Below are 22,531 nucleotides of genomic sequence, written 5' to 3'. Positions count from 1 at the left end.
CGGGGTGCATCCACACGCGTGGATACGGAGCACTGTATAAACGGGCGTGGATGCAAATGTCAACAGGCGTGGATATGACGACCCAAGAAAAATTGATCGAAGGGCTGCGGCAGGCCTTCCCGGCTGAGTCACAGGCAGCGCTGGCCCGGCGTGCAGGGCTGAGCGTTCAGAGGTTCAACAATTACTGCACCGGCATCAGGACGATGGACGTGGACGCGGTGATTGGCTGCGCTCAGGCTTTGGGATGGGACGTGCGAAAGGCAGTCGCAGACCATGAGATTGAGACGGCCCCCACCCCGCGAGTCAAGGCTCTATGGCGAAAGCTGGCTGCAACGGCGATGGTCGTAACGATCTCTGCTGGAATGGCCGCAGCCCCTACTGCCGCAACGGCTTCGACGGGTTCGGCTAAGGCCGGAATGTATATTATGTAACGCAGATGGCAGCAGCGGTGAGGTACCAGTTAGGCCTGCTGAGGCTCCTGCGAGCATTGATGCATGTGCCAGGACCTGACCGGCCCCTTCGCGGGCTGGAGCGTCAGAGGCAACTACCTACTCAGTCCTGACGGCGACCGGATGACGCCGGAACGTGTTGCCGGGTTTGCGTCCCGGCGCAAGGCCGAGGCTGGGGCCTTGCGCCAGATGGTCAAGGTCGTAGTTGTTGACCTCCGTAGGGGCATCGCCCCTACACCCCGTCACTTGCAGGCGGCATAGCCCTTATCGTCCAGCTGCCGACTAAGCTCAAACGAACGTCTGCGGCCACCGGCACGATACACGGCATCCCGGTAATCCTTGGCAGCTTGGCACCGGTCAGGCTCCCTGTATTGGCTGAAGACTACGCCTCTGACGCCAGTCCCCGACGCGGCCTGATACGACAGCCACTGATGTCGTACGCGCGATGCATAGTTCCGCCAACCAACTGATTTTATTGGCCTAATCTGGTGAAAAAAATTGGGAAAACTAACGCCATCGAGCAACCGCTGCGGGATGCGTGTGCCATGTGCCAGCGCTATAGAGCAAAAAGCTACTGGCAGTACATCTGTCGCAAACGCACCGCGTCTGCGAGCTGCGTCTTTTCTCTGGGTGTGGTCGCCATATACAACTGCTGTACTGATCGACGTATGCCCCCGCACGGGTCATCGGTATAGCCTGGCGGCCAGAATCCCAGCACTTGGGATGCACCTTTTACGATGTCTTGAGGCGTAATCTCTCGTTTCATCCGGAAACGCCCCGCAGGCAGCTCCTTCAATGTTGGAGCGTCTCTCCGCAAAAAATCGCGTTGAAATGAAACGTGCGCTCCTTTCGACGGGAGACTACTCCATGTGTCCGGCCCAGCTGGGCTGATGCTGCTGCCGACGACACCTGAGTTGGCCGAGGGACTCGCCAAGGTCACCTCTGGCGAAGAATGCGCTTCAGGGCGGCCTCTGAGCGTGTCGGGGGCCGCTCCCTTGGGCTTTGCCTTGGCAGAGGGCTGCGCTGTCGCCGGGCGCGTCGACCGTGGATGGGCGACTCCACGGGGGCTGGGTGCCGGTATAGCCTCCGGCACCTGGAGCGGCCGCGGCATCAGGCGAACTGACATTCGACTCGGCGACTCTGCCAGAGCGGGAAATGGAGAGAGCTTATAAATCAGCAACAGCAGAAGGAATGTAGCCAGAACGGCGACGGCGGCTGATGTGCCCCGCTCAATCACCGTCCACTGCAGCGCCACGTCGCGCGTCATCAGCCGCCCTACTCCATGAAGCCGGTAAAGCACATAGCGGCAGGAAGCCAATTTCTACCCTCTGATCTGTCCACCGTGAGCATCACGAAAACTGACCCATGCTCTGAAAGGCTGATATCGATCCCTATCTTCGAAACCGTGAGCGCGTGCAAGGCCCCTCCGGCCGAATTGCGGACACTTTCCTGATCGCCCGTGTTCGCCGTCAAGTGGTGAGTGAAAAGGCAGCAGTGGGACTCGGCTGGAGCCTGGGGTCGTGAAGCATCAGTTCGCCAAGTGCCAGAAGCTCGGTCAGGTTCGGGCTGGATCCATGCTGCTGATGTACCCCACGACGATGGCCCCGCGTGTACTGCCATGCGTAGAGCTGGTCTAGCATCGCCATTTCCATTGACGCAAAGATCGCTGCCGTTACGGTGTAGTCCGAATAAACCTCGGTGACGGGATCCGACGGAGGATCCACTGGCATCGGAAGCGTGCCAAATTGGGTCGCGAAGTCAAACAGTGACGCCCCGACTCTCGACACCATCGGAACGACCTTTGCTCCGGTACGGCGGGACAGGACAGCAGTGCCCAACATTGCATTGCGGTGTCCCCCGCAAAACGGAATCTGCCACGTCTCTTCCTGGTTTCTGTAGACGTCAGGCATGATGATCACCACCTGTCCGGCCCGCAGCTCTCGAATTGCCTGGATTAATCCTGCGCGTGTGTTGTGAATGATGGATACCGCCCCCCCCTCTCCAAACAAACAGCCGTGTGCGGCATCAAAAATGGCGTTGCTGCTCTGAGCCGCAGGGGATTCGTAGAAGATGCTGACCCTGCGGTTCTGTCGAAGCCGTTCCGCAGCGGCAATGATGGAGAGCACGAAGTGACCATGATGTGGGATTGCGAGCACCAATCCGCGTCCGTCATCTGCCAGCGAATCGTCAAGTGGCCTGTAATCGCTGCAGTCTGCAGCGGACACCAGTCTGAGGAATTCATCTCGACTCAGGCCGCGCATACAGCTGATCAATGCGAGTTGCTCGACTTTCCAGTGATAGAAGCGCCCCAGGTTCTCGCCGGACTCTTTGCACGCCTGTCGGAGTCTATCAATCTCAATATCGCCCAGTCGGCTTTCCAAGAGGGACTCGACCCAGATCAATCTGCGGTCTGTCCAACGAAGACAGCGCGTTGCGCGCGCCAGGATGCGTGCGAGAGTGGGGGTCATGGGCCCATCTCCTTGCTCGAGCGCAACAGCTCAGTTCGCAATACTCCCAAGCGCTGCAGAAGGCCATGAGCAGCGTTGGACATGGGCGCGCCACCGAGTTCCTGCATCAGCGAAGATTCGTATCCGCGGATACGACGCACAGCATTAGCCCGACGCACCTCTGGCCGTCGCCGCTCCTGTCGTGTGCGCACAAGCCATGCGGTACCGAGTCTGTCGCAAGCGATGTAATACGCTTGCAGCGCGAGTACCACGCCGTCAAACGAAGTGGCAGCATCTCCAGCGATCAGGCGAAAGCCCTGCTCGGTCCAGATCTGCAGCTGGAGACCGTAGCTGCCAAGAGCGATCAGCTCGGTGGTGCCTAGATACTCAGTGCGGTCACCGGCACCTACCAGAAGGCTGCTCTCAGGCGCATCGACGAACTGATCGGTGAAGAGGAATGCGCTGGCCGGCCGCCGCCCAGCGTTGCGTGCCTCACTGCAGCTAGCAAAATACGTTGCAGGGCGCATGGCTGAGGGCACCAGCCGCGCCTCGCCAATGATAGCCATCTCATGGATTTGGGCGTACTGCACTGCTTCATTGATCGCAATCTCAGTGCTCGGAAGCACTATCAACACCGGCTCGCCGCTTGCGCCGGACATGGTCAGCGACCGAATCAACTCCATAAAGTGCGCTCCTTCGCATTTGGTACTACTGGTACTACGCCTTTAACGCGCAGAGGCTCCCAGCCATGGGCCGGGAGCCAAGGTGCTGATTACCAGGTGCACTCACTGATATCGCACGTCGCCTCCGGAAGCTCCGGCCCCGCCATAGGCGTCACGGCCTGCGCCAGCTGGTCAATGCTGCCGACAACAACGGTCCCTGCATGCATTGCTGCTTCAAGAGCCTGCAAGCCAATAGTCAGTGCGTCCATTCGTCATTCCTTTGTTTGCCCCGGCAGAATTACCGAGGTTCAGCTTGTATACATCATTGAAACTCGCGTTGGCAATACTGTCTTGCCAGTAGCGATATTGGTAGTCCGAACCAATGCTGGTTTTGGGCGTCCGACAGCCATCGCATCAATAGCAGGCCACGCTCCTTGCGCTGAGCAGATGGGCATCACTTCCACGTGAGGATAATGGGCGCCTTGCGCCGGTTATTCCGCACTACGAATAAGCCCATGCGTGCGCGGCGTCGGCGTGTCATGGCTCCGACCAACCCCGCCAACCCCACCCGACCTTCACAACTACCACGCCACCCCGAATGCAACTATGAAGGCCGCGACCTGCCCCCCTCGGTAAACCATGCCCCACTTTCGTCGTCTTTTTGGTCGTTGGCTCCGCCTGCGTCGTCTTGTCCGTTGGCGCTGGCGTGAGCGCCAGGCCTCGGTTCCGGCCATTGAAGCCACCGAGGTCCCCCTGCGTGCCGCGCTGTACAGCGTTGAACAGATGGAGGTGTACGGCCGCGCACTGGCGCGCCAGCATCGGGTGCGGATGCGACCTGGCGCAGAGCGCCTGCTCGATCGCCTGCAGGCCAACGAACGTGTCCTGGAAGATGCCAACACGTTGCTCAGCAACGTAGTGCGCGAACAGCGGCCGGTGACCCCGGCCGGGGAATGGCTGCTCGACAACTACTACCTGATCGAAGAACAGATCCAGACCGCGCGACGCCACCTGCCGCGCGGCTACAGCCGGCAGTTGCCTTCGCTGGTCGCCGGCCCCTCGGCCGGGTTGCCGCGCGTGTATGAGCTGTCGATGCAGGCGATCGCGCACGGCGATGGCCGCATTGATGGGGATACGCTGGGCCGCTTCATCGCCTCGTACCAGTCGCTCGCGCCGCTGAGCCTGGGCGAACTGTGGGCCGTTCCGATCATGCTGCGCCTGGCCCTGCTGGAGAATCTGCGGCGCATGGCGGCGCGGGTGATGCGCGACGGGACGGACCGTGGCCTGGCTGCCCAATGGGCGGACAGTCTCAATCGCGCGGCGTCCGACACCCCGACCGATGTCGTGCTCGTGGTGGCGGACATGGCACGGTCCGAGCCACCCTTGACTGGCGCCTTCATCGCCGAGCTGACCCGGTCGCTGCAGGGGCGCGGCGGCGCGTGGGCCATGCCCGTCGCCTGGCTGGAACAGTGGGCCGCGGCGGCTGGGCAGCGCATCGACGAACTCGTCGCCGCCGAGGGGCAGCAGCAGGCGGCCGATCAGGTCTCCATCGGCAACAGCATCGGCAGCCTGCGCTTTCTGTCCACCATGGATTGGCGCACCTTTGTCGAAGACATGAGTGTGGTCGAGCAGCGGCTGCGGGAAGACCCGATGGCCGTCTATCCGCAGATGGATTTCGGCACCCGCGATGCCTATCGCCATGTCGTGGAGAAGATCGCGCGCGGCAGCCGCGTTGCGGAAGAACGCGTTGCGACCATCGCGCTGGATCTGGCACGCGCGGCTGCGCCGCACGATGGGCCACGTACGCATGTGGGCTATTGGCTCGTGGGCGAAGGCGCCACGGCCACCGTTGATGCCGTGGCCGAGGCGGCACCCCGCCACCGCAAGGCCAGGCGACTGGCGCATCGCGTGCCGCTTGCCCTGTACCTGCTGCCGATCGCCCTGCTGGCGGTGGTGGCGACCGCTGGCCTGCTGGCCTCGGGCAGTGGCGCGGTGCCCGTGTGGCTGGCCGCGCTGTTCGGGGTGCTGGTATTCAGCGAGCTGGGCATCGTCCTGGTGAACTGGACGGCGACGGTACTGGTCACGCCCAGGCCGCTGCCCAAGCTCGATTTCAGCGAGGGTATTCCTGCCGCCTGCTCCACCGTGGTTGCGGTGCCGTCCATGCTCTCCAGCATCGACGGCATCGATGTCCTGACCGAAGCGCTGGAGGTCCGCTTCCTGGCCAACCGCGATCCTCAGCTGCGCTTTGTGCTGCTGACGGACTTTCTCGACGCCGCGGCCGCCGAGACGCCGACGGACGACACCCTGCTCGCGCATGCCGTGGAGCGCATCGAGGAATTGAACAGTCGTTACGCGGCCGAGCGCGGCGATCGCTTCTACCTGCTGCACCGCCCCAGGCAATGGAACCCGGGCGAAGGGGTGTGGATGGGCCACGAGCGCAAGCGCGGCAAGCTGGCAGCCCTCAATGCACTGCTCCGCCAGGGCAATGCGGCCGCGTTCATGCGCACCGTCGGTGACACGGCGGCCCTGATCGGTGTCCGCTACGTCATCACCCTGGATTCGGACACGCAGCTTCCGCGGGATGCCGCACGCGCCTTCGTCGCCACCCTGGCGCACCCGCTCAACCGCCCGCGCTTCGATCCTGCGCTGCAACGCGTAGTGGAGGGCTACGGCATCCTGCAGCCCAGCGTCGGCACCAGTCTCGGCACGCGCCGCACCTCGCGGTTTGCCAGGATGTTCGGCAGCGAGCCCGGCATCGATCCGTACTCGCGCATGGTCTCGGATGTCTACCAGGACCTGTTCGACGAAGGCTCGTTCGTCGGCAAGGGCATCTATGACGTCGAAGCGTTCGAGCATGCGCTCGAGGGCCGCCTGCCCGAGAACCGCATCCTCAGCCACGATCTGCTGGAAGGCTGCTATGCACGCGCCGGCCTGGTCAGCGATGTGCGCCTGTACGAGGACTATCCGGAGCGCTACGCCGCCGATGCCAAGCGCCGTGCGCGTTGGATCCGCGGCGACTGGCAGCTGCTGCCCTGGTTGATGCCGTGGACACCGCGCCCGGGATCGGGCTGGGAACGCAACCGGCTCAGCCTGCTGTCGCGCGGCAAGTTGCTGGACAACCTGCGCCGGAGCCTGGTGCCGATCGCTGCCTTGGCCTTGCTGGTGGCGGGTTGGCTGTATGCCGAAAGCCCGGCTGCGTGGACGGCATGGGTGCTGGCACTGTGGTTCGCGCCGCCGTTGATCGGCATGCTGCGCGATGCGCTGAGCGTTCCGGACGACACCCCGCTGGAAGCGCACTACATCATGGTCGGGCGCGGCACGCTGCAGTCGTTGCTGCGCGCGGCCACCCAGGTCGCGTGTCTGCCCTACGAAGCGTTGCTGGCCGGTGGCGCGGTGCTGCGCACGCTCTGGCGCATGACCGTCACCCGCCGCCACCTGCTGCAATGGAACCCCTCCAGCGAAGTCGAACGCCGCCTCGGCAGCGACCGCGGCGCGGAATGGCGGGTGATGGCGCCGGCATCGTTGCTGGCAGTTACGCTGGCGGCCGTTGTGGCCAGCGTGGCTCCGCAGGCGTTGCCTGTCGCCCTGCCCCTGCTGTTGGCGTGGGTCTTCGCCCCCGCCTTGATGGCGTGGCTGGGCCGGCCGCCGGCCGCAAGCGTGGCCGAACTGTCCGTGACACAGCGGGCATTCCTGGGCCGGCTGGCGCGGCGCACCTGGTCGTTCTTCCAGGCGTGGGTGCGCGAGCAGGATCATTGGCTGCCGCCAGATAACATCCAGGAGCATCCAACCCTGGTGGTGGCGCGGCGCACATCGCCGACCAACATCGGCCTGTCGCTGCTGGCCAATCTGTCGGCATGGGATTTCGGATGGCTGCAGCTGGGCGCGGTCGCGGAACGTACCGCGCTCACGTTCGATACGCTGGACCAGCTGCCGCGACACCGCGGCCACTTCCTGAACTGGTACGACACCGAAACCCTGGCGCCGCTGCAGCCGCGCTACGTCTCCACCGTGGACAGCGGCAACCTGGCCGGCCACCTGCTGACGCTGCGCCAAGGCCTCCTCGCGCTGGTGGATGCGCCAGTGCTGGCGCCACATACCTTCGACGGCCTGGCCGATACGCTCGGCGTGCTGGAAGAAGAACGGCAGCGCCATCGCCCTGCTGACGCGCCACTGGGCGAGGCACTCAACCACCTTCGCCAGCGCCTGGCCTCAACGCGTACCGACCCACCCCGTGGCACGGCGCAGCTGCTCGCCCGGTTGCAGGAGCTGGCCGGTCTGGCCGACGCCGTACTGGCGCAATGGCCGGCACCGGAGTCGCCCGAGGAAGGTGCGCTGCACTGGCCGGCCCTGTTCGCTGCCGAATGCCATGCCGCCCATGCAACACTCGCCGACCTCCCTGCCGATGCCGGCGCCGACGACGAGACGCAAGTACCGAGCCTGCGCGAGTTGGCCGCCCTGCCCGGCTCCGTCGGTGCGGACGCGCGCGCGCGCATCGAGCAGCTGCAGGCGCTGGCGCATCGTGCCGGGCAGTTCTCGCTGATGGAGTACGGGTTCCTGTTCTACCGCACCCGGAACCTGCTCTCGATCGGCTACAACGTCGACGACCATCGCCTCGACAACAGCTTCTACGACCTGCTGGCTTCCGAAGCGCGGCTGTGCGCCTTCGTCGCCATCGCCCAGGGCCAGTTGTCGCAGGAAAGCTGGTTCGCGCTCGGGCGGATGCTCACCGAGGTCAACGGCACACCGACGCTTTTGTCGTGGAGTGGCTCGATGTTCGAGTACCTCATGCCGCAGCTGGTGATGCCCAGCTATCCGGACACGCTGCTCGACCAGACCGCGCGGCATGCGGTGGAGGCGCAGATCGTCTACGGCCGCACCTTGAACCTGCCGTGGGGCGTGTCCGAGTCCGGCTATAACGCTGTGGATGCCCGCCTGAACTACCAGTACCGCGCGTTCGGCGTGCCCGGGTTGGGGCTCAAACGCGGCCTGGGCCAGGACCGGGTCATCGCGCCCTATGCAAGCATGATGGCGCTGATGGTGGCACCGGAGGCTGCGTGCCAGAACCTCCAGGCACTCGAAGGTCTCGGGTTCTCCGGGCGCTTTGGCATGTACGAAGCGATCGACTACACCCCCGCCCGGGTGCCGCCGGGGCAGGATCACGTGCTGCTGCGTTCGTTCATGGCACACCACCAGGGCATGGGCCTGCTGTCGCTGGACTACCTGTTGCGCGACCAGCCGATGCAGCGCCGTTTCGTTGCCGATACCGAGTTCCAAGCCACCTTGCTGCTGCTGCAGGAACGTATTCCGCGCATCGGCGTGTTCCATCCGCATGAGGTCGAATCCCTGGGCGAGCACTCCGCCATGGCCGAGCACGAGACCTCCCTGCGCGTCCTGCGCGACCCGGCTGGCCCGCGCCCTGAGGTGCAGCTGCTCTCCAACGGGCGCTACCACGGCATGTTGACCCATGCCGGCGGCGGCTACAGCCGCCACGGCGACCTGTCCCTCACCCGTTGGCGCGAAGACGGCACCACCGATGCCTGGGGCACGTTCTGCTACCTGCGCGACGTGGACAGCGGCGAGTTCTGGTCTGCCGCCTACCAGCCCACCTGCGTGGCGCTGGACCACTACGAGGCGATCTTCTCCGACGCCAAGGCCGAGTTCCGCGGTGCCCGCCGCGGCTGCGAGAGCCATCTGCAGGTCGCCATTTCGGCCGAGGATGACATCGAGCTCAGGCGCCTGCGCCTGACCAACCGCGGCCGCCGCCAGCGCACGGTGGAGATCACCACCTATGCCGAAGTGGTGCTGGCGCCCGCAGCCTCCGACGATGCGCATCCGGCCTTCAGCAACCTCTTCGTGCAGAGCGAGATCCTGGCCGCCAAGCAGGCCGTGTTGTGCACGCGCCGACCGCGCTCGCACGACGAGATACCACCGTGGATGTTCCATCTGGTCGCCGTGCATGACGCGGAGGTGGTGTCGATCTCCTACGAAACCGACCGTGCGCGCTTCCTGGGGCGTGGCAATACGCCGCGCACGCCGCAGGCGTTGACCACCGATGTCGACCTCTCCGGCACGGACGGTTCGGTGCTCGACCCGATCGTGGCCATCCGCGTGCGGGTGGTGCTGGAGCCCGAGCAGACCGTGCAGCTGGACATGGTGTATGGCATTGGCGCGGACCGCTCCGGGTGCGAGGCGATGGTCGACAAATACCGTGATCGTCGCCTGGCGGACCGTGTCTTCGACCTGTCCTGGACACACAGCCAGGTGGTGCGCCGGCAGATCAACGCCAGCCAGGCCGAGGCCTCGCTGTACGAGCGCCTGGCCAGCCACGTGCTGTATGCCAATCCGCTGCTGCGCGCGGGCGACGCCGTCCTGCAGCAGAACCAGCGCGGACAATCCGGGCTGTGGGGCCATGCCATCTCGGGCGACCTCCCCATCGTCCTGCTCAAAGTCACCGACGCGGAGAACATAGAACTGGTCAGGCAGCTGGTGCAGGCGCATGCGTATTGGCGCCAGAAGGGACTCAACACCGACCTGGTCATCTGGAACGACAGCAAGGCCGGCTATCGGCAGGAACTGCAGGACCAGATCCTGGGCATGGTGGCGGCCAGTTCGGAGACCGGCCTGCTCGATCGCCCCGGCGGCATTTTCGTGCGGCCGGTGCAGAACATGAGCCACGAGGACCGCGTTCTGCTGCAGGCCGTGGCACGGGTGGTGCTCAGCGACGAGGACGGCACGCTGGCGGCGCAGGTGGGGCGCCAGCCGCTGCCTGTGCGACGGATTCCGGCCCTGGTGCCGCAGGCGGAGCAGCAGGAGCTGGCCCTGGCTATGGAAGAGACGCCCGGGCTGGCCATCGTCGCCGACCCCGGGCCCGAACCCGGACTGCCCCCGGGCGTTGAGCACGACGAAGAGGTGGACGACCCGTGGCCGTTCCTTCCGTACCGCGGCGCCGGCCTGTTCGACAACGGCACCGGCAGTTTCAGCGAGGACGGCCGCGAATACGTGGTGGTGGTGCGCGAGGGTGCCCCGACCCCGGCGCCGTGGGCGAACGTGATCGCGAACGCCCGTCTGGGCACGGTCGTCAGCGAGAGCGCACCGGGCTATACGTGGTTCGAAAATGCACATGAATTCCGCTTGACGCCCTGGCTCAACGATCCGGTGTCCGACACCGGCGGCGAAGCCTTCTACGTGCGCGACGAGGACACTGGCCGTGTCTGGTCGCCGATGCCGCTGCCGTGCCGGGGCACCGGGGCGTACCGGACGCGCCATGGATTCGGCTACACCGTCTACGAGCACATCGATGACGGCATCGTCAGTGAGTTGTGGGTGTTCGTCGACGTCACCGCCCCGCTGAAGTTCTCGGTCCTGCGGTTGCACAACCTCTCGGGCAGGCCACGGCGGCTGTCGGCCATCGGCTACGTGGAATGGGTCATGGGTGACCTGCGCCCGAAGTCGCGCATGCATGTGGTCACCGAACGCGACCCGCAGACCGGGGCGCTGATGGCGCGCAACAGTTACAGCACCGAGTTCGGCGGCCGGATGGCCTTCTTCGACACCGATGCCGAGGGCTGCGGCTGGACCTGTGATCGCCTGGAGTTCATCGGCCGCAACGGTGGCCTGCACGCACCTGCGGCGCTGCGTCGCGAGCGTCTGGATGCACGGGCCGGTGCGGGCATGGATCCCTGCGCGGCGATCCAGGTGCCGCTGGAGCTGGCGCCGGGCGACCGCAGTGAAACCACGTTCCGCCTTGGCGCGGGGCGCGACCGCGAGGAAACGCTGGCGTTGGCACGAAGCCGCCAGGGCAACCAGGAAGCCATCGATGCGCTGGACGCCGTGCGCATCCACTGGCGCAACGTCCTGGCCACGGTGCAGGTCCGCACGCCGGACCCGGCGTTCGACGCACTGGCCAATGGCTGGCTGGTCTACCAGACCTTGGGCTGCCGCTACCTGGCACGCAGTGGCTACTATCAATCCGGCGGCGCGTTCGGCTTCCGTGACCAGCTGCAGGACGCGCTCGCCCTCGTACACGCGCGCCCGGACCTGACCCGCGAACACCTGCTGCTCTGCGCGGCACACCAGTTCACCGAAGGCGATGTGATGCACTGGTGGCACCCGCCGCAAGGTCGCGGCGTGCGCACCCGCTGCTCGGACGATTATCTGTGGTTGCCCCAGGGCGCATGCCGCTACCTGGAGGTCACCGGCGACGCCAGCGTGCTGAACGAAGTGGTCGGCTACATCGAGGGGCGCGCGGTGACCCCGGAAGAGGAAGGCTACTACGACATGCCCACCCTTTCGGCACAGCGCGGCACACTCTATGCGCACTGCGTCGTCGCGCTGGAACGCGGGTGCCGGCTGCTCGGCGAACGCGGGCTTCCGTTGATGGGCAGCGGCGATTGGAACGACGGCATGAACCGCGTCGGCGACCAACAGCGCGGTGAAAGTGTCTGGCTCGGGTTCTTCCTGCATGACACGCTTCGCCGCTTCGTCGGGCTGGCCAACGCGCGCGGCGATGCCGCCCGTGCGCAATGGTGCGAAGAACAGGCCGAACGCCTGCGTCAGAACCTGGAGCAGCATGCCTGGGACGGGGCATGGTATCGCCGTGCCTGGTTCGACAACGGCGCCATGTTGGGCTCGTCACAAAACCAGGAATGCCGCATCGACTCGATCTCCCAGAGCTGGTCGGTGCTGTCGGGCGTTGCCGCGCCTGAGCGTGCCAGCCAAGCACTGGATTCGCTGTACACGCATCTGGTGCGAAAGGACGCCAAGCTGATCCAGCTCCTCGACCCGCCCTTCGACCAGACCACGGAGGACCCCGGTTACATTCGGGGTTACGTACCCGGCGTGCGCGAGAATGGCGGCCAGTACACCCACGCGGCGGTGTGGGCGGCGATGGCATTCGCACAGCAGGGCGATGCGGTACGTGCCTGGGAGCTGGCCGGCATGATCAACCCCCTCAACCACGCACTGGACCCGGCGGCGGTCCAGACCTACCGCGTCGAACCCTATGTGTTGGCCGCCGATGTCTACGCCGTGTCGCCGCATGTCGGGCGTGGCGGCTGGACGTGGTACACCGGCTCGGCCGGCTGGATGTATCGCCTGCTGGTGGAATCCCTGCTCGGCATCCGTCGCGACGGCGATCGTCTGTCGCTTGAACCGTGCCTGCCCGATCACTGGCCGTCCTTCGAACTGAGCTACCGCTTCGGGCGCAGCCTGTATGAGTTCGTGGTGACCCGCACGGCGCAGGGCCAGCCGACGCTGCATGTGGATGACGTCCTGCAGCCGGACCTCAACGTCCTGCTCCGCGACGACGGTCATTACTACCGTGTCGCGCTTGATCTGGGTGCACCTCCGGGATGAACGTTCGTCCCGACATACAGGTGCAGCTCGATGCCCTGGCCGACAAGCTGGACCACTGGGTGGCGCGCGTGCGCCACCCGGCGCAGTTCTGGCCGCAGTTTGAACAGCTGACTGGCGAGATTCTCGACCAATGCGCGAATGCGGAGAGGGACCATGCGCGTGCGTGTATACAGGCCATGCTCAAGGGCCATGGGCTGGAGTTGCCGCCATGGCACGAACGCGATGAAAGCGTGCCGCCGGGCGAGCCAGGAGAGTGATGGCTTCGTCACCGCTTCTGCAGTGCAGCTTCAAGCAGGCTGACGTACGTATCCAGCCGGGTTCGAAGCCCGATCAACATCCAGCCAGCCGCGTAAAGCAGCACCATCATCCAGATGATCAGGCCCGCAACTGGATTCACATCGAACGCTGTAGCCCAGTCTCCCCAGGTCCAGTTGCGGAACTGTAGATAGAGCGCAACCAGGACCGGGAAGATGCCGAGACGTTGAATACCTCCAAACGCAAACCCCATGCGCTCATCCATGCGCTGGCGCAGTCCACTCGAGAATCGCAGCATTTCCTCGCAGTGCTCGCTCGGGAACGCCCGAAGTTGACCCACAAGGCGGCGCCAGTAGGCGAAATCGACATCCATTTCTACTGCGTGCGAGCGCCGCAGTCTGAGAAGCTGGGGTAGTTCACGCTTTGCCGTGAGGATCAGATGGACGGCAAACCCCGCCAGCTCCACCACCAGACAGATGGATGACGTGATTGCCGCTGGCTGCGGAGCGATGAAGCGTGGGCTCAACGCAGCGGCGAGCAGCCCCACGCCTGCCGCACCCAAGCCGATCCAGAGGGAGGCGCGCTCCACGCGCGACGGCTTCGCCTCCCGGCGACGGGCAACGTAGGCCGCAACGTTGTCGTGTAACCAGGAGAAACTGAGCTCCATTCCAGGGGCAGAAGCTTCGCGTGGTTCAGGTGCGCCAGGCGCTGCGGCGTTCGTGGTCATCTCCATTCCTGATCAGCTCCGCTCTCCGTGCGATCGCAGATCATACCGCCGGCCGGGCAACGACGCCTCCGCGCCCTACCCAGCCAGCCGGCCAGCGCCTTTTACACCGCTTCGGCCTCCGCCCCCACCCCGCCCCGCCGCTGCTCCCGCCGGCGATGCACCCAGTAGTACAGCGTCGGCAGTACCAGCAGGGTTAGCAACATCGCCGAGAGCAGCCCGCCAATCACCACCACCGCCAGCGGCTTCTGGGTCTCAGCGCCAATCGCATGCGACGTCGCCATCGGCAGCAACCCGAACATCGCCAACAGCGCCGTCATCAGCACCGTGCGCAGGCGCTGCAGTGCGCCCTGCACCACGGCGTCGTAGAGCACCATGCCCTGCTCGCGCAATTGCCCGAAGCGCGTCAGCATGATCACGCCGTTGAGCACCGCTTGCCCGAACAACGCAATGAAGCCGATCGCCGCCGACACCGACAACGGAATCCCGGTCAGCAGCAGCGCCAGGATGCCGCCGATCATCGCCAGCGGAACGTTGGCCAGGATCAGCGCGGCGCTGGTGACGTCCTTGAAGGCATCAAACAGCAGCACGAAGATGATCAGCACCGACAGGGGCACCACCCAGCCCAGGCGAGCCATGGCGCGCTGCTGGTTCTCGAACTCGCCGGACCAGTCGATGCGGTAGCCTTCTGGCAATTGAATGGTGGCATCCACCTGCTTGCGCATATCGGCAACGACGCTGCCCATGTCGCGGCCGGCGATGAAGATGCTCACGGCTTTGACGCGCTGGGCGTTCTCACGCGAGATGTTGATCGCGCCGCTGGCCATGTTGAAGTCCGCTACATCGCCCAGCGTCACTGTCTGGCCTGAGGCCGTCCCCACCGGCACGGTGCGCAGGCGCTGCAGATCGCGGTCGGCATCGGACAGGCGCAGGCTGATCGGGAACTGGCGCTCGCCCTCCCACAGTTGGCCGACCTCGCGGCCGCCGATGGCGGTCTCGATCACGGCATCGATATCCTGCACGTTGAGGCCGTAGCGCGCCGCGCGGTCGCGATCGATATCGATGCGCAGCTGCGGCAGGCTGCCGTCGCGGTCGATGAAAGCGCTCTCCACGCCGTCCACGCCCTTCACCTGCGCCAGGATCGCCTGGGCCTGGCCGGTCAGCACGTCCAGATCCTCGCCACTGACCTTGATCACCACCTGGCCCTTGATTTGGGAAATACTCTCCAGGATGTTGTCGCGCACCGGCTGGGAGATCGAGAACTCGGGGCCGGGAATACGCGCTTCCAGAATGCGCTGCATCTGCGCCACCAGCTCGCGCTTGTCGATCTTTCGGGTCCACTCGGACTCGGGCCTGAGCGCAACCAGCGCTTCGATCTGGTTGGCGCCCTTGGCATCGGAGCCATCCTCGGGGCGACCCAGCTTGGCCACCACCGTCGAAACCTCGGGCAGGGTCCGCACCAGGTCACGGATGCGCCGGGATTGGGCCTGCGCCTCGGCCAGGCTGGTGCTGGGGTCGAGTGTGGCGGTCAGCCAGATCGAGCCTTCGTCCAGTTCGGGCAGGAATTCCGACCCCAACCGCGTGCCCAACGCCAGCGTCACCACCAACATGGCCACTGCCGCAAGCACCACCGCACGGGGCCGCGCCATCGCCCCCTCCAGCCACGGGCGGTACCAGCCGACCAGCCGGTTCATCACCGGGTTCTCGCCTTTCAACCGCTCGCGCCGCAGCCACCAGAAGCACAGCAGCGGCACCACGGTCAGGGCAAGGATCAGTGCGCCGATCAGCGCCGACGTCACCGAATAGGCCATGGGGGCGAACATCCGGCCTTCCTGGCGCTGCAGGGTGAAGATCGGGATGTGCGCGGCGATGATGATCAGCATCGAGAAGAAGGTCGGCCGCCCCACCTCCGACGCGGCTGACAACACCGTCGCCATGCGCTCGCGCCGGGTGCTGCCGGGCGGCATCTTCGACATGCGCGAGACGATGTGCTCGGTCACGATCACCGCACCATCGATGATGATGCCGAAGTCCATCGCGCCCAGTGAGAGCAGATTGGCCGGCACGCCCCACAGGTGCAGGCCGAGGAAGGTCGACAGCAAGGCCAGCGGCATCATCGCTGCCACGATCAACGCCGCACGGGCGTTGTAGAGGAACAGCCACAGCACCAGGAACACCAGCACCGCACCCTCCACCAGGTTGCGGAACACCGTCTTCAGGGTGGTCGAGACCAGCCAGGAACGGTCGTAGAACGGTTCAAGCGTGACCCCGTCCGGCAGGTGAGTGGCCTCGATCTCGGCCACGCGCGCATGCAACGCATCCAGCACCAGGGACGGGTTCTCGCCCTTGCGCATCAGCACCATGCCGAACACGGCGTCGTCGTTGTCATCCTGGCCAACCAGGCCCTGCCGCGGCAGGCCGGTATCGACGATGCGGGCGAGGTCGCGCACCAGCACCGGTGTGCCTTGCCGCTCCCCCACCACAACGGTGCCGATATCGGCCGGCGAACGCATCAGCCCAACACCACGGATCAGATACTGCTGCTGCCCACGTTCTACATAGCCGCCGCCGGCGTTCGCACTACCCCGCTCCAGCGCCTCGGCAAATTCCTCCAGGCTGATCCCGCGGTCACGCAGCTTGCCCAGGTCCGGCTCCACCTGGAAGGTCCGTGCATAGCCGCCAAAACTGACCACGTCGGCCACGCCCGGCACCGTACGCAGGCGCCGCTCCATGACCCATTCCTGCACGGTGCGCAGCTCAGTGGAGCTCATGTGTGGCGCGTGCAGGACATAGCGGTAGATCTCGCCCACCGCCGAACTCATCGCCTCCATCTCCGGCTGCACACCGTCGGGCAGGTCCACCCCCTGCAGGCGCTCCATTACCTGGGCGCGCGCGAAATAGTCGTCGGCGCCGTCATCGAAGGTCAGGATGATCATCGACAGCCCGAACTGGGTGTGCGAGAACACGCGCACCGAGTGCGGGATACCGGACAGCGCCACCTCCAGCGGCATCGTGACTTCGCGCTCAACTTCTTCGGCCGCGCGCCCAGGGTGCAGCGTCACCACGGTGACCTGGGTATCGGAGACGTCCGGGAAGGCTTCCACCGGCAGCTCGCGGAACGCGGCGAACGAGGCGCCGATGAAGATCAGCAGCGCCAGCATCACCATCAACGGCTGACGCAGGCAGTACGCAATCAGACGATCGATCATGGGGCAGCCTTGGCTGCCGCCGCACCACCGGCGGGTGACTCAGCGCTGCCAACGTTTTGATCGAGCACCTGCTGCAGCAGCAGACCGCCGTCCACAACCACGCGCGCGCCGGCGGCCAGCCCCTGCCCCACCCACAAGCGCCCTTGGCCCAACTCCTCGGCCTGCACGGAGCGCCGCGCGAACCGGCCCTTGCCCTCGTCGACGAACACCACCTGCTCACGCCCGAGCAGCAGCACTGCCCCCTCCGGCAGCGATACGCCACCGTCCATCGGCACCGTGATCGCAGCCCGTACGTACTGACCCGCCTTGAAGCGGCGCTCACGGTTGTCCAGCTCTGCACGCGCCTGCACCACGTGGCGCTCGGTGTCGATGTAGTCATCGACATGGCCGAGTACGGCGTGCGCTGCTTCGCCTTGGCCCGGCGTGAGGCTCACGGCCATCCCTGGCTTGAGGCGCCCCGCAAGCGCCTCGGGAACATCGACGATCAGCCACAGCCGGTCTGGATCGCTCACCACCGCCAGCGGCAGCTCGGCCTCCGGCGACACGCTCATGCCCGGGCTCATCCGACGCTCGACCAGGATGCCGTCGATCGGCGAGCGTAGCGGCATGCGCTGGTCGATGCTGCGGCTGCTGCCAAAACCACGCGTCAGCGCCTGCAGGCGGGCATGCTCGGCCTCGTTGGCCGCCAGCGCGGATTCGGCTTCGTCCAGTTCGCGCCCCGAGGCGACGCCGGCCTCGTGCAGTTCGCGGACGCGGGCCAGTTCGTTGCGTGCCTGACGCAGCTCGGCGGCGCCACGTGCGCCCTCGGCCTGCACCTGCCCGAACTCAGGCGAGGTCACCCACGCCAGCACCTGGCCGGCCTTGATCTTCTGGCCGGGCGCCGCCTCGATACGCGCCACCTGGCCCGGCAGCGGCGAGCGCAGCATGCTGGAACGCGTGTCATCCCAGGTAATGCGCGCCGGCAGCTGCAGGACCGAGGCCGAGCCATCGGTCACTTCTTCGCTTCGCAGCACCTTCAGTTGCGGGCTGTCGGCAGCGAAGCGGATGGTGGCGCCCTCGACCGTCGGGGCCGGCACGGCCACAGGTCCGGCGTCGCGCGCGCAGCCACCGGCCAGCACGGCGGCCACGAGCAGCGAAAGCAGCCGGGCCGAGCCGGCGGTGCGGGAGTACATCATCGGGGGAGTCCTTCGGAAGCAGTAACGGCGGCGTTCCAGCGCGCCAGGGCGGAGGCATGCGCCAACCGCGCATCGATCAGATCGGATTCGAACTCGCGCCAGCTGCGCCGTGCGTCCAGCAGATCGGTCAAGGTGGCAGCGCCGCGGCGATAGGCCAGTTCCAGGCCGTCCAGGCTTTGCCTGGCCGCCGGTCCCTGCAGCTGTTCGTACTCGGTGCGGCGTTGTGCGGCGGCGGCCAGTGCGTGCTGCAGCTGATCCAGTTCGGCGGTGGCTGCACGCCGCAACTGCTGCCGTTCCAGGACGGCGGCCTCGTAGTCCGCCTCCGCTCGTTGCTGCTCGCCCCGCCAGCGCTTGGCACCGCCCAGCGGTACGCTCATCGAAACGCCCCAGGTCACCCCGCCGATATCGGCGGGCTCGCGCTCGGCTTCGATGCCGAACTGCACGTCGCGCCGGCGTTCACTGCGTGCCAGTGCACGTGCCGCGTCCGCCGCGATCACCCGCGCTTGGGCAGCTCGCAGATCAACGCGATCCTCCAATGCGGTCGGTGCGGGTGTCGCGGGTGTCGCGCTCGAGCGCGCGCGCGGCCACGCATCGTCGGCGCTGAGCGCAGCATCGATGTCATTGCCCAGCAGCAGCGCAAGCGCATGCCGTGCCTCGCGAAGGCCACGCTCGGCCTCACGGGCGGCATCGGCCACCTTGAGGTCATCCACCGCCAATCGCGAGCGCTCGATCGGGGCCATGGCGCCGGTCGCCACCTGCTTGTCCGCTGCGGCCAGGCTCTCCGCCGACGCGCGCCGGTCCTCCTCCGCGATGCGTTGCAGTTCCTGCGCAGCCTTCAACCCGAAGTACGCCTCGGTGAGCGCGACCTGCTGTTGGCGTCGTCCGTCGAGCAGGCTGAGGTTGGCCGCCTCGACCAAGGCGTCGGCCTGACGCATGCGCCAACCGCGCTTGCCACCGCGCTCCCAGGTCCAGCCCAGGCCGAGTGTGGAATCCACGCGCTTGTCTTTCCATCGGCCCGGGCCGATGCCCTCCTGCCGGCTGATCTTGGAGGTGCCCACGCTCAGCTCCGGGCTGGGGCGTCGCGACGCACTCAAGGCATCGCCCTGCGTGCCGCGCAGCTCGATCGCTGCCGCGAGCAGATCCGGGTTGTGCGCTGCCATGGCCTGTTCCGCCTGGGCCAGCGTCAGTGCCGAAGCGGTGCCCGGCGCTATCAGAAGTGCGGCCATCAGGGCGGCACAGCGGGTGGTGATATTCATTGCCGACACGGTAAGGTGCAGCGCTTTCGTCAAACTTTCCCGAACCTTGCGTCAACCTTGCAATGCGCATTCTGCTGATTGAAGACGATGCCGCGCTGGCCGATGGCCTGGTGCGCGCACTCACCCGCGCCGGTCATGCCTGCGATCATCTCGCCCGTGGCCTGGCCGCGCCGTCGGCGCTGGCCAGCGTCAGCTATGACCTGGTGGTGCTGGATCTTTCCTTGCCCGACATCGATGGATTGGATCTGCTGGCGCGGCTGCGGCAGGACGGCTTTACCGTGCCGGTGCTGATTCTCACCGCCCGCGACGGCGTGGAGGACCGCATCCGCGGCTTGGATGGTGGCGGCGATGACTACCTTGCCAAACCCTTCGCCCTCGGCGAACTCGAAGCGCGCCTGCGTGCGCTCGCCCGTCGCCAGTCCACCGCCCCTGCCCTGCGCCAGCTGGGCGCACTGCGCCTGGATACCGGCACCCGCGAACTTCGTGTTGGTGATCAACCGCTGGAACTCACCGCACGCGAGCTGGCCCTGATGGAGATCCTGCTGCAGCAGCCGGGGCGCATCGTGGCCAAGCAGCGCCTGTTCGATGCGGTCTACAGCTGGGACCACGAGGCCAGCCTGTCGGTGATCGAAGTCCACATCAGCCGCCTGCGCCGCAAGCTGCAATCGGCCGATGCCAAGATCGGCATCCGCATGCTCCGTGGTCTTGGCTACCGCCTGGAAGCCAGTGATGGCTGATGCGCCGTACAGCCTGCGCGGCGTCCTGCTGCGGCGCTTGTGGCTGCCGCTGCTGGTGCTGCTGCTGGCCAGTGCGGTGGGCGCGTTCGTATTGGCGCGGCATTACGCCGAACAGGTGTACGACCGCTGGCTGCTGGATTCGGCGATGTCGCTGGCACAGTTGATCGAGGTGCGCGGCGACACCGCCCACATGGAGATCTCCCCCGCCGTCTCGCGCATGTTCACCTGGGACACGGTGGATCGGATATATGGCGACGTGACCCGCGCCGATGGCACGCGGCTCTACGGTACCGGGGCGCTGCCGACCGCCACCGCCGCGCTGGCCGAGGACGCCGATGACAGCCCTGCGCGCAGCTACTATGACGCGGTGATCGATGCCCGCGACGTGCGCGTGGTGCAGGTCGCGATGACCCCGCCGGGTTCGGCCACCCCGATTGTGATCCGCGTGGCCGAGACCCGCACCAAGCGCCTTCGGCTGGAGCATCGACTGCTGCTGGCAAGCATTCCGCTGCAGGGCACGATCCTGCTGCTCGCGGCGTGGCTGGCGTGGTCCGGCACAGGCGCGGCGGCGCGGCATACCAACGGCGCGGCGCGACGGCTGGCCAGCGCACCGCTGGATGCCCTGACCCCGCTGGAGCCGCGCGACGCCGCGCCACGCGAGCTGTGGCCGGCGGTGGATGCCTTCAACCAGCTGGTGAGCCGCCTGTCAGCGATGCAGGACGCCCAGCAGCGCTTCATCAGCAACGCCGCACACCAACTGCGCACGCCGCTGGCCGGGCTGCAGATCGAACTGGAGAGTGCGCTGCGCGAGCAGGATCCTGCTGCGCAGCGTGACGCGCTGGCCGGATTGCTGCGCGGATTGACACGTCTGCGCCATCTGACCCACCAACTGCTGATCCTCAGCCGCTCTGAAGACAGCGCCGGCGCGATGCTGACCATGCGTCCGGTGGATCTGGCCGAGCTCGCACGCGATGAACTGGAGCGGCTGATGGACCGCGCGGTGATTGCCAACGTCGACCTCGGCTACGAAGGTCCCGATGCCGGTGTCATGGTGATGGGCGAGCCCCAATTGCTGCGCGAGGCGATCAGCAACCTGGTCGACAACGCCCTGCGTTACGGCGCACTGGACGGCGTGATCACGGTCAGCGTGGAGGCCACCCGCGGCGAGACGCGGCTCAGCGTCAACGACAACGGCGCCGGGATCGATCCGTCACTGCGCAGCCGTGTCACCGAGCGGTTCTGGCGCGGGGATGCCCATGGGGATGGCTGCGGGCTGGGCCTGGCCATCGTGGCCGAGATCGCCGGACGGCACCGTGCCACGCTCACCATCGGCGGTTCACCGCTGGGCGGCGCCCAGGTCATGCTTGCATTTCCATCGCGGGCGGGCTGAAACACATCACGGCAGCCAGTACACCGCCTTGAGGGCCTCCGCCAAGCGCGATGCGGCCTCTTGGTGGGTGAATGGCGGCGTGCGCGGCGGGTCATACACCTCCGGGCGCGTGCCGGCGACGACCAGATCGATCGCATAACAGGCGCCGTTGTGCACTGCGCGGTAGCTCTCGGCGTTGACGTAATGGCTCATGGCCGCATCGCCCACCGTGGCGTGGGTGAACGGCACGCCGCCGATATCGACCGTGGCCGGTGCCGCGGGCGCGGTCGCTTCGGCCGGCGTCTCCAGACAGGCCTTGACCGCCGTTGCGTCGTCGCTGCGGCCGATCCGCAGCTCGCCGGCGGTCACACTGTCCGAGCCATCCAACACCAGGGCGACCAGCGGCGTACCGACGCTCCCAGGCGGCGCGAACAGCTTCCACGTGGGCGAGGCGAGGTAGTCACGCTGGAAATCCTGCACCACCTGCACGCCGCGCACCGGGCGAACGGCGATGCCGCCCGCCCCTTCAGCATAGGCAGGCGCGGCTGCAGCGGCCGCTGGTGAGGCGGCGTCCGGCGCAGTGGGGGCGCGCTGCGCATCCGCCGGTGGTTTGCTGCAGCCCGTCAAAGCCAGCAGAAGCGCCGCGAGTAGAACCGGCGGTGCAGGAAGTGGATTCAGGGCCATGTGCGGCTCCGGGAACAGGGGTGTCCAGCGTGCCCACTGCCTCGTTAACGCGGCGGCTATTGCCTGCCACTTGCCGCCTGGCGGGCGTCCTCACGCTGCCGCGGAACGTTGCCCCACATGCCCGGCCGCCCTACGCCTCATGAGCAATCGGCATGACCGTGACCCGCCCGGCACTGCAGCCGCTGACTAGACTCGTCACATGCCGCGTCCGCG

The 22,531-nt window shown here is 66.4% G+C and carries 13 protein-coding genes; 5 read left to right on the top strand and 8 right to left on the bottom strand.

The genetic code is table 11. From position 1 onward, the window contains the following. Window positions 1–50 precede the first annotated feature (50 nt). Complete coding sequence (locus BCL79_RS20570) at window positions 51–431, top strand: DUF3693 domain-containing protein (RefSeq protein ID WP_121036815.1); 381 nt, start codon at window positions 51–53, stop codon at window positions 429–431. Window positions 432–1,918: 1,487 nt separating this feature from the next. Here BCL79_RS20570 and BCL79_RS01325 read toward each other — a convergent pair. The 3 genes from BCL79_RS01325 to BCL79_RS20195 form a co-directional block, all read right to left on the bottom strand. After that, a complete protein-coding gene (locus tag BCL79_RS01325; RefSeq protein ID WP_121036813.1) occupies window positions 1,919–2,917 on the bottom strand; it encodes a hypothetical protein in 999 nt (332 codons plus the stop codon). Next, a complete protein-coding gene (locus tag BCL79_RS01320) occupies window positions 2,914–3,579 on the bottom strand; it encodes a hypothetical protein (RefSeq protein ID WP_121036812.1) in 666 nt (221 codons plus the stop codon). The genes BCL79_RS01325 and BCL79_RS01320 overlap by 4 nt, the downstream gene beginning before the upstream one ends. 89 nt (window positions 3,580–3,668) lie before the next feature. After that, window positions 3,669–3,827: a hypothetical protein gene (locus BCL79_RS20195; protein WP_183073620.1), complete on the bottom strand. Its 159-nt coding sequence runs from the start codon at window positions 3,825–3,827 to the stop codon at window positions 3,669–3,671. Window positions 3,828–4,197: 370 nt separating this feature from the next. Between BCL79_RS20195 and BCL79_RS01315 the strand changes: the two genes are divergently transcribed. Beyond that, the gene (locus BCL79_RS01315) at window positions 4,198–12,909 is read left to right on the top strand and encodes a glycoside hydrolase family 94 protein (protein ID WP_121036811.1); all 8,712 of its coding nucleotides are present in this window, start codon (window positions 4,198–4,200) and stop codon (window positions 12,907–12,909) included. Further along, complete coding sequence (locus tag BCL79_RS01310; RefSeq protein ID WP_121036810.1) at window positions 12,906–13,166, top strand: hypothetical protein; 261 nt, start codon at window positions 12,906–12,908, stop codon at window positions 13,164–13,166. The genes BCL79_RS01315 and BCL79_RS01310 overlap by 4 nt, the downstream gene beginning before the upstream one ends. A gap of 8 nt (window positions 13,167–13,174) precedes the next feature. On the opposite strand, the gene BCL79_RS20420 is transcribed toward BCL79_RS01310, so the two are convergent. The 4 genes from BCL79_RS20420 to BCL79_RS01290 all read right to left on the bottom strand — a co-directional run bounded on the left by BCL79_RS20420 (window position 13,175) and on the right by BCL79_RS01290 (window position 19,528). Next, on the bottom strand, window positions 13,175–13,891 hold the full coding sequence (locus BCL79_RS20420) for a hypothetical protein (RefSeq protein WP_259462070.1): 717 nt from the start codon (window positions 13,889–13,891) through the stop codon (window positions 13,175–13,177). A gap of 101 nt (window positions 13,892–13,992) precedes the next feature. Further along, window positions 13,993–17,097 carry an efflux RND transporter permease subunit gene (locus tag BCL79_RS01300; RefSeq protein ID WP_121036809.1) on the bottom strand — a complete coding sequence of 1,035 codons (3,105 nt, stop codon included), beginning with the start codon at window positions 17,095–17,097 and terminating at the stop codon, window positions 13,993–13,995. Continuing rightward, the gene (locus tag BCL79_RS01295; protein ID WP_121036808.1) at window positions 17,094–18,272 is read right to left on the bottom strand and encodes an efflux RND transporter periplasmic adaptor subunit; all 1,179 of its coding nucleotides are present in this window, start codon (window positions 18,270–18,272) and stop codon (window positions 17,094–17,096) included. Before BCL79_RS01295 ends, BCL79_RS01300 begins: the two co-directional genes overlap by 4 nt. Beyond that, entirely contained in the window at window positions 18,269–19,528 is a 1,260-nt protein-coding gene (locus BCL79_RS01290) for a TolC family protein (protein ID WP_121036807.1), read from the bottom strand. Before BCL79_RS01290 ends, BCL79_RS01295 begins: the two co-directional genes overlap by 4 nt. 62 nt (window positions 19,529–19,590) lie before the next feature. Here BCL79_RS01290 and BCL79_RS01285 point away from each other — a divergent pair, with 62 nt between their 5' ends. Both BCL79_RS01285 and BCL79_RS01280 read left to right on the top strand, forming a co-directional pair. Continuing rightward, window positions 19,591–20,265 carry a response regulator gene (locus BCL79_RS01285; protein WP_121036806.1) on the top strand — a complete coding sequence of 225 codons (675 nt, stop codon included), beginning with the start codon at window positions 19,591–19,593 and terminating at the stop codon, window positions 20,263–20,265. Beyond that, window positions 20,258–21,655 carry a sensor histidine kinase gene (locus BCL79_RS01280; protein ID WP_121036805.1) on the top strand — a complete coding sequence of 466 codons (1,398 nt, stop codon included), beginning with the start codon at window positions 20,258–20,260 and terminating at the stop codon, window positions 21,653–21,655. The genes BCL79_RS01285 and BCL79_RS01280 overlap by 8 nt, the downstream gene beginning before the upstream one ends. Before the next feature lie 6 nt (window positions 21,656–21,661). Here BCL79_RS01280 and BCL79_RS01275 read toward each other — a convergent pair whose 3' ends face one another. Next, complete coding sequence (locus BCL79_RS01275; protein ID WP_121036804.1) at window positions 21,662–22,318, bottom strand: hypothetical protein; 657 nt, start codon at window positions 22,316–22,318, stop codon at window positions 21,662–21,664. Between the last annotated feature and the right edge of the window lie 213 nt (window positions 22,319–22,531).

It is taken from the genome of Stenotrophomonas rhizophila, from assembly GCF_003651185.1.
Classification (GTDB): Bacteria; Pseudomonadota; Gammaproteobacteria; order Xanthomonadales; family Xanthomonadaceae; genus Stenotrophomonas; species Stenotrophomonas maltophilia_Z.
Note: the sequence above shows the minus strand (reverse complement) of the source record. Positions and strands in the feature narration are given on the sequence as shown.